Raw genomic sequence first — 15,087 nt, forward strand, 5'->3', positions numbered from 1 at the left:
GTCGGGCGTCATCCGCCACGTTCGCGGGCACAAACCTTAAGTGCGGGTTCGGCCTAAACCAGCCCTTCGTTGATGATCAACACCACTTTGCCCGACACCTGATTGGTCGCCAGTTCGGCGTACGCCGCTTCGGCTTCGCTGATCGGGAAACTGCGGGCCAGTTGCGGCTTGAGCCGGCCTTCGGTGAACAGCGGCCAGACGTGCTGACCCAGATCGCTGAGCAGGTCGGCCTTGAACTGATCGTCACGGCTGCGCAGGGTCGAGCCCAGGATCTGGATGCGCTTGCCCAGCACCTGCGCGAAATCCAGTTCAGCCTTGCGCCCGCCCATCAAACCGATCAACACCAGGCGTCCGTCAGTGCCGAGCACTTTCAAATTGAGCGCGGCGTAATTGGCGCCCACCGGGTCGAGAATCACATTGAACGGTGCGAAATCGTTCAAGCCGTCCAGACTTTCACCGCGAATCACGCCGCCCTGCGCGCCGAGCGCTTCGCAGTACGCCAGTCGCTCAGCCGAACCGACACTGACCCAACAAGGGTTGCCAAACGCCTTGCACAGCTGAATGGCGGCTGAACCAACCCCACTTGCTCCTGCGTGCAGCAACACTTTTTCGCCGGGCTTGAGACCGGCCAACTGAAAAAGATTTAGCCAGGCCGTTGCATAGACTTCCGGAATGCCAGCGGCTTCATGCAACGACATACCCGCTGGTACGGGTAAAACATGCCGTGCGTCGACGACCACTTCTTCGGCCATCGCACCGCCCGCAACCAGCGCACAGACGCGGTCTCCTACCTTCCATGACGTGCCGGACCCCACTTCAGCGATCACACCGGAACACTCCATTCCAAGGATTTCCGTGACGCCCGGCGGTGGCGGATAAAGCCCCGCGCGTTGCAGCAGATCGGCGCGATTAAGCCCCGCCGCAGCGACCTTAATGCGAACTTGCCCCACATCGAGCGTCGGTGATGGCTGTTCAACCCATTCCACGTGACCTTCAACGCCTTGCAATGCTTTCACGGTGCCTCCATAGTGAGTTCTGACTGAGCCAGCGTGCAGAAAAGCATTCTGGCTTTCTTGCATTATGCGACCGAGTTTCGGGTCAGAATCGTGAAAGCGTCACGAGCGAAGGCAAGACAAGGCAAAAACAGGCGGGAAGCGGAGTTTAGGTGTTCTAAATGAGCATTTCCCGCCTGTTTTTAACGCAGTATTGTCGAGCGCAGTAGCTTTCACGAATCTGAACGGAACCGGCGACCTCTAAGACGGCCTACTATGCGTTATCAATTGTCCCCGCGTCGAATCAGCATGAAGCAATTATTGCCCAGCACCACCCTTGCATTACTCATTGGCCTGGCCGCATTGCCGATGTCAGCCAGCTCATTTGCAGCCAACAGCTGGGACAACCTTCAGCCTGATCGCGATGAGGTCATCGCCAGCCTGAACGTCGTGGAGCTGCTTAAACGCCATCATTACAGCAAGCCGCCGCTGGACGACAAGCGTTCGGAAATCATCTATCAGAGCTATCTGAAACTGCTGGACCCCGCGCGCAGCTATTTCCTGGCCAGTGACATCGCTGAGTTCGACAAATGGCGTTTTCAGTTCGACGACTTCCTCAAGAGCGGCGACCTGAACCCGGGATTCACTATCTACAAGCGCTACCTGGACCGCATCAAGTCGCGTCTGGATTTCGCGCTGGCCCAATTGAGTAAAGGCGTCGACAAGATCGACCTGAACACGCAGGAAACCCTGCTGGTTGATCGCAAGGACGCCCCTTGGCCAAAGAACGAAGCCGAACTGGATGACCTGTGGCGCAAGCGCGTCAAGGACGAGGTTCTGCGCCTGAAGATCGCGGGCAAAGACCCGGCGAAGATTCAGGAAACCCTGACCAAGCGCTACAAGAACCAGCTGGCGCGTCTGGGTCAGACCCGCAGCGAGGACATCTTCCAGGCGTACCTGAACACCTTCGCGATGTCCTACGATCCGCACACCAACTACCTGTCACCTGACAGCGCGGAAAACTTCGACATCAACATGAGCTTGTCGCTGGAAGGCATCGGTGCCGTCCTGCAAAGCGACAACGACAACGTCAAGATCGTGCGTCTGGTTCCCGCCGGCCCTGCCGCCAAGACCAAACAAGTGGCGACGGCTGACAAGATCATCGGCGTCGCCCAGGGCGACAAAGAGATGGTCGACGTGATCGGCTGGCGTCTGGACGAAGTGGTCAAGCTGATCCGTGGTCCGAAAGGCTCGGTGGTGCGTCTGGAAATCATCCCGGCGAGCAACGCGCCGAACGATCAGACCACCAAGATCGTGTCGATCACCCGCGAAGCCGTGAAGCTCGAAGAGCAAGCTGCCAAGAAGTCGATCCTGCACCTGAACCAGGACGGCAAGGATTACAAGCTCGGCGTGATCGAGATCCCTGCGTTCTACCTGGACTTCAAGGCCTACCGCGCGGGCGATCCTGAGTACAAGAGCACCACCCGCGACGTGAAGAAACTGCTGACCGAGTTGCAATCGGAGAAAGTCGACGGCGTGGTCATCGACTTGCGCAACAACGGCGGTGGTTCGCTGCAGGAAGCCACCGAGCTGACCAGCCTGTTCATCGACAAAGGTCCGACCGTGCTGGTGCGTAACGCAGACGGCAAGGTCGACGTGCTGGAAGACGAGAACAGCGGCGCATTCTACAAAGGCCCGATGGCGCTGCTGGTCAACCGTCTGTCCGCCTCGGCTTCGGAGATTTTCGCTGGCGCCATGCAGGACTATCACCGCGCGCTGATCATCGGTGGCCAGACCTTCGGCAAAGGCACCGTGCAGACCATTCAGCCGCTGAACCACGGCGAACTCAAACTGACACTGGCCAAGTTCTACCGGGTTTCCGGTCAGAGCACCCAGCATCAGGGCGTTCTCCCGGACATCGCCTACCCGTCGATCATCGACACCAAGGAAATCGGCGAAAGCGCGCTGCCAGAAGCGATGACCTACGACACCATCAAGCCTGCCATCAAGCCGGCGGTGGACCCGTTCAAACCGTTCCTGGCCCAACTGCAATCGCGCCACGACGTGCGTTCGGCCAAAGACGCCGAGTTCGTGTTCGTCGAGCAGAAGCTGGCGCTGGCCAAGAAACTGATGAGCGAAAAAACCGTCAGCCTGAACGAAGCCGAGCGTCGCTCCGAGCACGCCGATGTCGAGAGCAAGCAACTGGTGATGGAAAATACCCGTCGCAAGGCCAAGGGCGAAGAACCGCTTAAAGAGCTGAAGAAAGAAGACGAAGACGCGCTGCCGGTGGATGACGACAAGACCAAACCGGAAGACGACGCTTACCTGGCCGAAACTGGGCGAATCCTCATCGATTACCTCGGCCTGAGTGGTTCCGTCGCAAAAAAGTAAAACCGTGATCGGCTCGTCATGAAAGATGACGAGATGGTGGCAAATCGTCATCAAACAGTCATGAATCTGTCGTGAAATACGGGGGCTCGGCGCTACAGGCGTCGAGCCCCTTTTTCTTGCCCCGAGATTGCCATGACCGTGACCGAACAGCTGAGCGCATTGAGTGCGATTCTGACTCACCGCGACTTGTCCAGTCTGTTCCAACCGATTGTGTCGCTGTCAGACCGTCGTATTCTCGGCTACGAAGCCTTGACCCGAGGTCCGTCCAACAGCGCGCTGCACTCCCCTGTCAGTCTGTTTGCCGTGGCCCGCCAGGCCGGTCGCCTGAGCGAACTGGAACTGGCCTGTCGCGAGTCCGCCTGTCGTCGCTTCAGCGAGCAGAAGCTGGAAGGCAAACTGTTCCTGAACATCTCGCCCGAATCGCTTCTGGAGCCTTCGCACCCACCGGGGCGCACGCTTCAGCTTTTACAGCGCTATGGCATTCCGCCGAGCCAAGTGGTGATCGAACTCACTGAGCAGACGCCCACCGATGATTTTGGCTTGCTGTACAACGCGCTTTACCACTACCGCGACATGGGGTTTTCGATTGCGCTGGATGACCTGGGCGCCGGCTACTCGAGCCTGCGGCTGTGGTCCGAATTGCGTCCGGACTACGTCAAGATCGATCGCCACTTCATCGACGGCATTCATCAGGATGCCGTGAAGCGCGAATTCGTCGGCTCCATGTTGCAGATGGCCAAAGCCTCGCGGGCACTGGTCATCGCCGAGGGCATCGAGCTGCAAGAAGAGCTGGCGGTGCTGATCGACATGGGCGTCGAGCTGGTCCAGGGCTATTTGCTGTGCCGCCCGCAAGAACACCCGCCGCGCGATGCCCGTGCGCTGCTGCCCAAGATCGACCCCACGGCGGTGGTGCTGACTGAAGAAGGCAGCGACCTGAGCGCACTCCTCAACTCGGTGCCCGCGGTGCAGCAAACCACGCCGACCGCCGCAGTGCTGGAAGCCTTTCGCAAGCAGGCGAACCTTAATTCTCTGGCGGTGCTGGATGACCAACAGCACCCGATCGGCATCGTCCACCGGCACACCTTGTCGGACGTTCTCCTGCAGCCGTTCGCGACCGAGATCTACGCGCGCAAGCCCATCAGCCGGCTGATGAGCGACGACTTCCTTGCGGTGGAATTGAGCCAGTCGTTGCAACAGGTCAGCCGATTGATCACCAGCCGCGCGCGGCAACGCATCGAAGAAGATTTCATCATCATGCAGCACGGCGTGTATCTGGGGCTGGGCCGGGTGATCGACGTTCTCAAGCTGATCACCGAGCTGAAGATCCAACAAGCCCGCTACGCCAATCCACTGACCCTGCTGCCGGGCAACGTGCCGATCCAGCAGTGCCTGACGCGCCTGCTGCAACAGGGCCGCGAGTCGATGATCTGCTACGTCGACATCGACAGCTTCAAACCCTTCAACGACATCTACGGTTACGGCCGGGGCGATGAAGTGTTGTTGTGCCTGGCGCAATGCCTGAACGACCGCATCGATCCCAGCCGCGACTTCGTCGGCCATATCGGGGGCGACGATTTCCTGATGGTGCTGGGCTCAGACGACTGGCGCAAACGTTTGAACCTGCTGCTGGAAGATTTTCAGAACCAATGCCGACGCTTCTACCGCGCCGAGCATCTGGAAGCGGGCTGCTTCGTCGCCCTCAACCGCCAGGGTCAACGCCAGGAATTTGCGCTGCTGTCGTTGTCGATCGGCGTGGTGCACCTGCACCCAGAGGTCTGCAGCAGCCTGGACGCCAGCCAACTGGCCGAACTCGCCTCACAGGCCAAACACCACGCCAAAGACGTAATCGGCGCCAGCGTGCATGTGATCGACACGCTGGCGGTGGAAGTGATGGCTGCGTTGAATCAGGCGATTTCGGGGAGTTGATCCCCATCGTCGCGCGGTGTCAGACACCCTATACGTTCCAGCGCCACCGCATTCGCCAGCAAGCCGGCTCCTACAGACTGCTGCCTTATTCAAACCCAGATTGCATCCCACAAAGAGTAGTCATGAACCCGCCTGACCAGCCCCGCGCGTAACGGATTGGCAAGGATATAGCGAGCGACCGTCAGTACATCTTCTTCTCGTCTAAGAGCCCGATCATGAGCCTCTTTGCCAGAATTGGCCTGATCGTTTCAGGTGCGCATTGATGTTGCGGGCCGCACGGGATTTGGTTGCCAATGCCAGGGTAGAAAGGTCGCTGTGTCTAAGGTCAATTAGCCAGTGAAAATGATCCGGCATCACGACCCAGGCTAATGACTCTACCCAGCAGTCCAATTGCGCCTGACGAAATTGATGCACCAACAACCGCCCCGCTCTTAGATCATTAAAGAACGGTTCACGGTTATAAGTGACGGCGGTTATCAGATAGATCTGGTCGTTTTGAGAGTAACGACCGCTGCGAAGTTGAGCGCCATGGTAGATCTCTGTCATTCGCTTGCTCTTTGTCGGATGAGAAGACAAAAAGCGTACAGCGGCGAGTTCAAACTGGTGTTAACGATCTGCTTCAGGATGTGAATGCCCCGCCGTGCTCGCCCGATCGCGGCGGTTAAACCCATCGTGTCGGCGTATCTTCATGGTCCCTGACGCCGGATGCCTGTAGGAGCCGGCTTGCTGGCGAACGCGGTGTGTCAGCCAACATCGATGCAGCTGGACTGACACGATTTCGCAGTTACGGGCAGTGAACGACTTAAGATTTACTCCGGCTTCGCCTCTTCCGGGTACTCGAACTCGAACACGCGGACCACTTCAGAGGCATGCCACGACGCTGCGGCGACGCCGTCGGAGGGGCCTGAAAAACGTCCGAGGCGTTCGGCGCATTCGAAGAAGCCGGTGCGTGGCAGGCGGCTGGCGCCCTGGCTGATGACCAGCGAACTGCGCAACGGTTGTTCGACGCGCGCGTCGAGGGCGGCCAAGTGTTCAAGGGCCGCGGTCAGGGTTTGCATGGCCGGAGTGGGGAGTTGCAGGCGTTCCAGGAGCGCGCGGTAAGTCACCAGATGACGTTGCCGACGCGCCAGATCCAGCTCAGCCAACAGCGCGTCCCAATGCTGACGGCTGATGCGCACGCTCACGGCTCACCTCGCCAGCCAGGGACGCCTAACTCCCAGGCCAGGCTTCGTCGAATAGCCGCGTCCGGCTGGCGCGTGCCGTTCTCGATCAACGCCAGGTACGAAGGACTGATACCCACTGCGCGAGCAAGTTGCGCCAGCTCAAGCCCCTTGGCCTGACGCAGCGGGCCTAACTGATCAAAAGAGGGATAGTCGTTGGAAGCAGAAGCGGCTGAATCGACAGGCTGAGCAACGCAAGCGGGATTCTGCGACTGGACGCCGCCAGCCGCCTGCAACAACGCCTGATACTGCGCCCAAGGCAGCACCGCGTATTCCGGCTCTCCATCGCGAGAAATAACCTGAAGATCCATACCACCCCCTGTAGGACAAAAAACCGTTTCTTGTAGTCTTTTTCTTTGTATTGGCGGCATCTTAACAGTGGATGGGCAGAACTTGCGTGCACCTGATCGACACGGCTTTCTCAGATGCGACTTTTTCCGAAGGTTTTTTGGATCAATCTTTCTTTTCTTGCTCCAGCAACCTCGGTGTTGGCGGCAACCGCTCGACCACCGCCAGTTTCTCGGGGTTCTGACGCGCACGCCAAGCACGGAACGCATTGAGCTCGGCCTCGAGGTTTTTCATTACCCAAGCCAGAACGGCGATGTCATCGAGCATGCCCAGACCGGGTATCCAGTCGGGAATCGCATCCAGCGGACTGAGGAAATACATCAGCCCCGCTACCACCGACAAGATTGCCTTGCCACTGATGGCGCGATACTCGCCCCGCCAGTAGGCCAGACAGAGCGCCTGAAGCAGTTTCAGATCGTCCTTGAGCTTTCCTAACCGGTTGCCTTCACTGGCAGCCTTGCCCGCCACAGCGAACAACAAAGCGGGCAACCGGCCTGCCGCCATCAGCCGCTTGGCCATGGGCAGGTAACGAATGAAGTTCCAGGGTGCTTTCATATTCACTCCAGCGATATCGATAAAAATCGACCTGACGGTCAATCGCTACGGTGGGAAGACCCCTCATCCAAACAGGGAGCCTCACGCAAACAAGGTTATCCACACAAATTGTGGATAACCTTGTGAACAGACCCGCTATTCGGCGCTGGAGCGCCCGTGCCATAGGGGTTTTGCTTAAATCGCGCGTTTTTTACTCATATCACCAAACGTAAAAACCGTTGACTTGGGTGGATGTCGAGGCTATCGAGCCTTGCTTTAAGACTCTGCGTATCGACAAAAAATCTCGACATTTGCCCGGTCCGCCAACGGTATTGGGACTCTAGCCACCCTGCCCGGTTCGATTTCTTTTCGACAAAAATGAAAATGCCCCGTCTAGACGGGGCATTTCGTACAAGCGGCAATCGAGGTGTCGATTACTTCTTGGCTGCAGGCTTCGCAGGTTCTGGAGCCGGTGCAGCGTCTTCTTCCTCGTCCGCGCCGGCAGCGCCGCCAGCGGCGTCGTTACCTGCAGCAGCCGGGTCCTTGATACCCAGCAGTTCCAGATCGAATACCAGCACCGAGTTGGCCGGAATCATCGGGCTTGGGCTTTGCGCGCCGTAAGCCAGTTCGCTAGGAATGTAGAGCTTGATCTTCTCGCCGACGTGCATCAGTTGCAGGCCTTCCACCCAACCCGGGATGACACCGCTGACCGGCAGATCGATCGGGCTACCGCGCTCAACCGAACTGTCGAACACTTTGCCGTCAGTCAGCTTGCCTTCGTAGTGAACGGTCACGACGTCAGTAGGCTTGGGTACCGGACCGTCAGCCTTCTTGATGATTTCGTATTGCAGGCCGGAAGCGGTGGTGGTGACTTCCTTGCGCTTGCCGTTTTCTTCGAGGAATTTCTTGCCAGCAGCTGCCGACTCTTCGCTCATTTTGGCCATGCGCTCTTCAGCACGCTTCTGCAGCTCGCCGAAGGCTGCGACCAGCTCTTCGTCTTTGAGCTTCTGCTCTTTCTTGCCGACGGCGTCTTCGATACCCAGCGCTACGGCTTTGGAATCCAGATCGTCCATGCCCTCTTGAGCCAGGCTTTTGCCCATGTTCAAGCCGATGCCGTAAGAGGCTTTTTGTGCCGGGGTTTTCAGCTCTACTGTGCTGGCTTGCTTATCGCAGCCCGCGAGTACCAGACCGACCAGGGCAATCGCCGCTGCCAACCGATGCTGTTTCATCCTGTTTCCTTGTTCATGCGCCAATAGGGCAAACGAGTAAAGCCGCGAGCTTATCAGGCCGCCGCGATCAATGGCTACCGGCATGAGAGGGGGAAAAGGCAGATAAGTTCAGGTAACCAAAGGTTTTCTTGTTCCATCGAGAAAACCGTTCAGTTTTGGTTCAGGCCACTGTCAGAAAAAAGCATTTCGGGCGCAGGAATCGTCCGGCCGCGGTAAACGCAGGAGATGCCGTCACGGTTCACTATTTCGCAATAAAGCACTTTTCAGCCGCGCATTTATGCCCTCTTCGCGCATGGACAAGCCAGTACATTAAGTGAGCATGGTCCCGCAGAGCGACCGATAACAAAACCTCCAGCTCGCTTATGAAATCTGCCAACCATCCGGAGTCTTCACATGAATAAAACGCGTAGCAAAGTTTTCAGACTGGCGAGCCTGGCGCTGCTGATCGGTGGCACCTCTCAGGCGTTTGCCGAAGACATCACATTCGTGTCCCAGGGTGGCGCCTATCAAGAAGCCCAGAGCAAGGCGATCCTGGAACCCGCGGCAAAACGACTGGGGCTGACGCTCAAGCAAGACAGCTCGCCCAAGGCATACCCCGTCATCAAAACTCAGGTCGAAAGCGGCAAGGTCACGTGGGATGTGGTGGACCTGCCCACCGGTGACTGCATTCGCGGTGAGGCCGAAGGTCTGTTCGAAAAACTCGACCCGAGCCTGATCCCTAACGCCGCACAGTTGCCCGCCAATCTGAAAGATGACTACAGCGTCGGCTACATCAGCTATTCCACCGTGCTTGCCTATCGCACCGATGCGTTCAAAGGCAAGGAAGCGCCCAAGACCTGGGCCGATTTCTGGGATACGAAAAAATACCCCGGCCAACGCTCGCTGCGTAACCTGCCTCGCCCTACGCTGGAGATAGCGCTGATGGCCGACGGCGTGCCCGCCGATAAACTCTATCCGCTGGACGTCGACCGGGCCTTCCGCAAGCTTGAGCAAATCAAACCGGACATCGCGACCTGGTGGACATCGGGTGGCCAGTCCGCAAAACTGATCAGCGACGGGGAAGTGGACATGATCCAGGCCTGGAACGGTCGCATCAGTGCGGTACAGGCCGCAGGCGCGCCAGTGGCGTTCGATTACAATCAGGGCGTACTGGAAACCAACTCGCTGTGCGTGCTCAAAGGCACCCCGCACAAGGCGGCTGCGATGAAATTCGTCAATGAAGCCATCGACGCAAAGCTGCAGGCCGCGCTGCCGATGATCATCGATTACGGCCCGCTGAATCCGGAAGCTTTCAAGACCGGCGTGATACCGGCCGAGCGTGAAGCCAAGCTGCCGTCGGCTCCGGAAAACCTGTCGCGCCAGGCGCTGCTTTCCGCCCAATGGTGGGCGTCGGATGCGGGCGTCAAAGCCGAAGAGCGCTGGCTGTCCTTCGTTCAGAAAAAGTAATGGGAGGACCTATGTCCAATGCATATCTCGCCAAATCCCTGCCTGACTCCAGCGATCCGCTTGCGCCGCCGTTGACCAGCGAACACGCGCTGGCACGTGAGGAGCGCAGGGAAAACACCTCGATGCTGTTGCTGCTCACGCCGGCGCTGGTGATGGTGGTGGTTCTGCTGATCATGCCGCTGTGCTGGCTGGCGTTTCAATCCGTTCAGACCGAAGAGGGATTTTCCCTGGCCAACTACGCCAGGATTTTTCAGGAGACGATCTACTGGGACACGTTTGCGCTGACCTTCAAGATCAGTTTCCTGGTCACGATTCTGTCCATCTTCATGGGCTTTCCCATTGCCTACGCCGCGTCGCGACTTCATGGCTTCTGGGCCAATCTGGTGTTGATCTGCGTGATCTTGCCGTTCTGGACCAGCGTGCTGGTGCGCTCTTACGCCTGGCTGGTGCTGCTGCAGCGTCGCGGCCTGGTCAACCAGACACTGATTGACCTGGGCATCATCGATCAGCCGCTCAACCTGATGCACAACACCACCGGCACCGTGATCGGCACGTTGCATGTGATGCTGCCTTTCATGGTCCTGCCGCTGTATTCGGTCATGAAGAAGATTCCGCAAGACCTGATGCAGGCTTCGGAGAGTCTGGGCGCCAAACCCTTCTATACCTTCCGCCGGGTGTTTTTGCCGATGGCCGCCCCGGGGATCATGGCGGGTTCCATTCTGGTGTTCGTGATCTGCCTGGGCTTTTTCATCACCCCTGAACTGCTGGGCGGTGGTCGCACGATCCTGGTGTCGATGCTGGTGCAACGCAACGTCGAGCTTTACCACGCCTGGGGCGCGGCCAGCGCAGTCGGCCTGGTGCTGCTGTTCGTGGTGTTCCTGATCTTCTGGGGCATCAACCGCTTCATCCCCATCGAACGCATTCTGGGAGCGCGCTAAATGAACCTGCTTGCCAACCTGCGTCACCTCAAACTCTCGCACCTGCTGTTCACGGTGGTGGTGGCCGCGATCCTGTTGTACCTGATCATCCCCGTGCTGATCGTCGTCCCGATGTCGTTTTCCGAAGCGCGCTTCTTGCAGTTCCCGCCCAAGCAGTGGTCATTCCACTGGTACGAAGCGTTCTTCAACAGTGTGGAGTGGATGTCGGCCGCACGCGTCAGTCTGATCACCGCGTTTTTCACCATGGTAATCAGCCTGCCGATCGGCATGGCCGCAGCGTACGCCATCAACAATTCGAGCCTGAAGATCGTGCGCACGCTGCAGATTATTCTGCTGCTGCCGATGATGGTCCCCATCATCCTTATCGCGGCGGGAGTGTTCTTCGTTTACGCACGCGTAGGTCTGATCAGCACCATGACCGGGCTGGTGCTGGCGCACATCATGCTGGCGCTGCCTTACGTGATCATTGCGCTGCTGGCGGGGTTGCGTAACTTCGACATGTCTCAGGAAATGGTTGCCCGCAGCCTGGGCATGAACCGCTTTCGGGCGTTCCTGGCCGTGACCCTGCCGCAGATCAAACCGAGCGTGGTCTCGGCCACGCTGTTTGCCTTCATCACCTCCCTGGATGAAACCGTGGTGGCCCTGTTCATCTCCGGCGGCGACAACCAGACCCTGACCAAGCGCATGTTCACGGCCCTGCGCGACGAGATCGACCCGACCATCGCGGCCATCAGTTCGATCCTGATCCTGGCGTCGTTGATCCTGGTGGTGATTGCCGGGCGCAACAAGCAGGGTTGAGACCCTCGCGACTGTAGGAGCGCGCGTGCCCGCGATCGCGGTGTGTCAGTCAATCTTTTTCTCGCTGACACGCCGCAATCGCGGGCACGCGCGCGCCTACAAGGGCCGTCGTGTTTCGGCCCCAGCACAGCCTGCCGTCAATTCTCGCAATTCAGCATCAATCACCCGCCCAACCCTTGATCTCGGCATCGGCCACTGGGCGAGCGTTTTTACAATGAAGCCATCGTTCGCACCCTCAAGGCCCCCGATCATGTTGAAAAGCCAACTGCGTGACCCTTCCCTGCTTGTCGAGCGCGCCTATGCCAACGGCGCCTGGATCGAGGCCGATGACGGCGCGACCCTCGACGTGACCAACCCCGCCGACGGCAGTGTCATCGCGCGCGTTCCGGCGCTTCAGGCAAGCGAAACCCGCCGCGCCATCGAAGCCGCCGAAGCGCGATTCGCGTCATGGCGTGAAGTGCCGGCGGCAGAACGTGCGCGTTACCTGGAGACCTGGTTCGCCCTGATCATGGAAAACCAGGAAGACCTGGCACTGATCATGACCGCCGAACAGGGAAAGCCGCTGGCCGAGTCTCGCGGTGAAATCGCCTACGGCGCGAGTTTCGTCAAATGGTTCGCCGAAGAGGCCAGACGCATCTATGGCGACACCATTCCGGCGCCGGCTGCCGATCGACGCATTCTGGTGCTCAAGCAACCGATCGGTGTGGTCGCGGCGATCACGCCGTGGAACTTCCCCAACGCGATGATCACCCGCAAATGCGCGCCGGCGCTGGCAGCAGGCTGCACCGTGCTGGTCAAACCCTCGGACATGACACCGCTGTCGGCCCTCGCGCTGGCCGTCCTCGCCGAGCGCGCGGGTATCCCAGCGGGCGTGTTCAACGTACTGACCGGCATGCCCGCAGGTGTCGGCGGCGAGATGACCGCCAACCCCGTCGTGCGCAAGCTGTCGTTCACTGGCTCTACCCGCATCGGTCAACTGCTGATGAGCCAGTGCGCGGCGACCATCAAGCGTCTGAGCCTTGAGCTGGGCGGCAATGCCCCTTTCATCGTGTTCGACGATGCCGACCTGGATCTGGCCATCGCCGGTGTCATGCAGAGCAAGTTCCGCAACGCCGGACAGACCTGCGTCTGCGCCAACCGGATTCTGGTGCAGGACGGTATTTACGACCGTTTCGCCGAGCGCCTGAGCGCTGCAGTGGCCGAGTTGAAAGTGGGTGACGGCCTGGAAAGCGGCGTCACCATCGGCCCGCTGATCAACGCGGCAGCCGTCGACAAAGTGGCCCGGCACGTCAACGATGCGCTGGAAAAAGGCGCCACCCTCGCGATTGGCGGAGTCCCTCAGGGCGAAGGGCTTTACGTGCAGCCCACCGTGTTGCGCGACGCCAACGCCGACATGCTGCTGGCCACCGAAGAAACCTTCGGCCCCGTCGCGCCGTTGTTCCGCTTCAAGGACGAAAACGAGGCACTGGCCCTGGCCAACGCCACGCCTTACGGGCTCGGCGCTTACTACTTCACCCAGGACATGCGCCGCGCCTGGCGCGTCGGCGAACGCCTGGAATTCGGCATGGTCGGGTTGAACACCGGGATCATTTCAATGGAAGTCGCGCCCTTCGGTGGCATGAAGCAATCGGGCACCGGTCGCGAAGGTTCCAAGTACGGGCTGGATGAGTTCCTTGAAGTGAAGGCCTGGCACATCGGCGGGTTGGGTTAATGGATGCCCTTCTCTTAAGCACCGCATACCTGTAGGAGCGCGCTTGCCCGCGATTGCGGTGTCTCAGGCACATTTTATTCACTGACACGCTGCCATCGTCGCGATGTAACCCAGACAAGCACGCTTGGAACAAGCGTGAGATATCGGCTATGTCGGACAGCAGATCCTGTCGGTCCGACGCCCCAAAACGGCACGAACCAGGCTTGGGCCTGTGTTCAGATGACTAGCAGACGGTACGGGTAACCCCCGGCTCTGCAGAGGAGGACGCTTAATGAATTTCACTGAAGGTTTTGAATCGGTCAGCGTGAACAAGGTGTGCAAACACTACGGCAACCTCAAGGCGCTGAACAATGTGGATCTCAAGGTGGAAGCCGGGGAATTCATGTCCTTGCTGGGGCCTTCGGGGTCCGGCAAGACCACGCTGTTGAGTATTCTCGGCGGGTTTATCCGGGTCAGCTCCGGGAGCATTTTCTTCGGTGAACGCGACGTCACCTTGATGCCGCCGCACAAGCGCGAAATCGGCGTGGTGTTTCAGAACTACGCGTTGTTCCCGCACATGACCGTCGGCGAAAACGTGGCCTTCCCGCTGCGCGCGCGTGGCGAAAGCGCGAGCAAGAGCCGGGACAGGGTCAAGAGCGCCTTGGCGACCGTTGAGCTGTCGGGCTACGAAGACCGCAATATCGCGGCGCTCTCGGGCGGCCAGCGCCAGCGCGTGGCCCTGGCCCGTGCGATCGTCTTCGAGCCCAAACTTATCCTGATGGATGAACCTCTGTCGGCACTGGACAAGCAATTGCGCGAGATCATGCAGATCGAACTGCGTGCCCTGCACAAGCGGCTGGGCGCGACCATGATCTACGTGACCCACGATCAACGCGAAGCCCTGACCATGAGCGACCGCATCGCGATCATGCGCGGCGGTGAGCTGGTGCAGGTCGATACGCCCCGTCGTCTGCACGATCATCCGGCCAACGATTTCGTGGCCAGCTTCATCGGTGAAAGCACGCTGGTGCCACTGCAACGTGGCGCCGACAACGGTCTGACGTTGGGCGCTACGGCGCTGCGCACGACTCGCCCGATACCGCCGTCAGGGGATGTCTTCCTGGCGCTGCAATCAGAAAAGCTGCTGCTGGATAACGACAGCTGCGGCCGCGAGTGGAATCGCTTGCGCGGTCGTGTTTCGGACATTGTGTTCCAGGGTGAGAGCCTGAAAGTGTTCGTGGATCTGGAAGGGGGACCGACCGTCAGCCTGCGCCAGCCGAGCCACCACGAAGGCAACCTGTCGCTGCCACCGATTGGTTCCCCGATGATGATGCGACTGCACCCGGAAGACACCATCGTGGTGCCGCGCGCCGGGGTTTGACGCTGGTCATCGTGTCTTGCTGATCGCTCCATCCCTGCGCGAGGGAGCGATCGTCCCCCCCTCACCCGCAACAGTCACCGCAGCGAAATATTTCGTAACGCCCCCTCAAAACAGTCGATCACAGCGCTGCCCGCCCCAAGTTCAGCGCTTGTGGTTCCGGCCAATCCTTATCCTGATCACATCAACCGCCAACC

12 protein-coding genes and 1 pseudogene are annotated in these 15,087 nt (G+C 59.3%); 7 read left to right on the forward strand and 6 right to left on the reverse strand.

Features of this window, described 5'->3' with window-relative positions:
- Nucleotides 1–53 precede the first annotated feature (53 nt).
- A complete protein-coding gene (locus AB4N84_RS03640; RefSeq protein ID WP_460045286.1) occupies nucleotides 54–1,016 on the reverse strand; it encodes a zinc-binding dehydrogenase in 963 nt (320 codons plus the stop codon).
- A 285-nt stretch (nucleotides 1,017–1,301) separates the two neighbouring features.
- Here AB4N84_RS03640 and AB4N84_RS03645 point away from each other — a divergent pair, with 285 nt between their 5' ends.
- The gene (locus tag AB4N84_RS03645; protein WP_208605158.1) at nucleotides 1,302–3,383 is read left to right on the forward strand and encodes a carboxy terminal-processing peptidase; all 2,082 of its coding nucleotides are present in this window, start codon (nucleotides 1,302–1,304) and stop codon (nucleotides 3,381–3,383) included.
- Nucleotides 3,384–3,515: 132 nt separating this feature from the next.
- Complete coding sequence (locus AB4N84_RS03650) at nucleotides 3,516–5,309, forward strand: bifunctional diguanylate cyclase/phosphodiesterase (RefSeq protein ID WP_460045287.1); 1,794 nt, start codon at nucleotides 3,516–3,518, stop codon at nucleotides 5,307–5,309.
- Nucleotides 5,310–5,398: 89 nt separating this feature from the next.
- Here AB4N84_RS03650 and AB4N84_RS03655 read toward each other — a convergent pair.
- From AB4N84_RS03655 to AB4N84_RS03675, 5 genes and pseudogenes are all read right to left on the reverse strand, one after another.
- Nucleotides 5,399–5,855: pseudogene (locus tag AB4N84_RS03655) on the reverse strand (REP-associated tyrosine transposase).
- A gap of 263 nt (nucleotides 5,856–6,118) precedes the next feature.
- On the reverse strand, nucleotides 6,119–6,493 hold the full coding sequence (locus AB4N84_RS03660) for a hypothetical protein (protein ID WP_460045288.1): 375 nt from the start codon (nucleotides 6,491–6,493) through the stop codon (nucleotides 6,119–6,121).
- Nucleotides 6,490–6,840: a helix-turn-helix domain-containing protein gene (locus tag AB4N84_RS03665; RefSeq protein ID WP_460045289.1), complete on the reverse strand. Its 351-nt coding sequence runs from the start codon at nucleotides 6,838–6,840 to the stop codon at nucleotides 6,490–6,492. Before AB4N84_RS03665 ends, AB4N84_RS03660 begins: the two co-directional genes overlap by 4 nt.
- A 142-nt stretch (nucleotides 6,841–6,982) precedes the next feature.
- Nucleotides 6,983–7,432 (reverse strand): YkvA family protein, encoded by a 450-nt coding sequence (locus AB4N84_RS03670; RefSeq protein ID WP_074752587.1) that lies wholly within the window; start codon nucleotides 7,430–7,432, stop codon nucleotides 6,983–6,985.
- Between the two features lie 413 nt (nucleotides 7,433–7,845).
- Nucleotides 7,846–8,640, reverse strand: a complete 795-nt coding sequence (locus AB4N84_RS03675) for an FKBP-type peptidyl-prolyl cis-trans isomerase (protein WP_074752588.1) — start codon at nucleotides 8,638–8,640, stop codon at nucleotides 7,846–7,848.
- 393 nt (nucleotides 8,641–9,033) lie between these two features.
- Between AB4N84_RS03675 and AB4N84_RS03680 the strand changes: the two genes are divergently transcribed.
- The 5 genes from AB4N84_RS03680 (at nucleotide 9,034) to AB4N84_RS03700 (ending at nucleotide 14,893) form a co-directional block, all read left to right on the forward strand.
- Entirely contained in the window at nucleotides 9,034–10,086 is a 1,053-nt protein-coding gene (locus AB4N84_RS03680; RefSeq protein ID WP_460045290.1) for an ABC transporter substrate-binding protein, read from the forward strand.
- Between the two features lie 11 nt (nucleotides 10,087–10,097).
- On the forward strand, nucleotides 10,098–11,024 hold the full coding sequence (locus tag AB4N84_RS03685) for an ABC transporter permease (protein WP_460045291.1): 927 nt from the start codon (nucleotides 10,098–10,100) through the stop codon (nucleotides 11,022–11,024).
- Complete coding sequence (locus AB4N84_RS03690) at nucleotides 11,025–11,822, forward strand: ABC transporter permease (protein ID WP_460045293.1); 798 nt, start codon at nucleotides 11,025–11,027, stop codon at nucleotides 11,820–11,822.
- Between the two features lie 250 nt (nucleotides 11,823–12,072).
- On the forward strand, nucleotides 12,073–13,533 hold the full coding sequence (locus tag AB4N84_RS03695; protein WP_460045294.1) for an NAD-dependent succinate-semialdehyde dehydrogenase: 1,461 nt from the start codon (nucleotides 12,073–12,075) through the stop codon (nucleotides 13,531–13,533).
- A 271-nt stretch (nucleotides 13,534–13,804) separates the two neighbouring features.
- On the forward strand, nucleotides 13,805–14,893 hold the full coding sequence (locus AB4N84_RS03700) for an ABC transporter ATP-binding protein (RefSeq protein WP_460045295.1): 1,089 nt from the start codon (nucleotides 13,805–13,807) through the stop codon (nucleotides 14,891–14,893).
- The last annotated feature ends 194 nt before the right edge of the window (nucleotides 14,894–15,087 follow it).

The organism is Pseudomonas sp. S2_H01 (assembly GCF_054668305.1).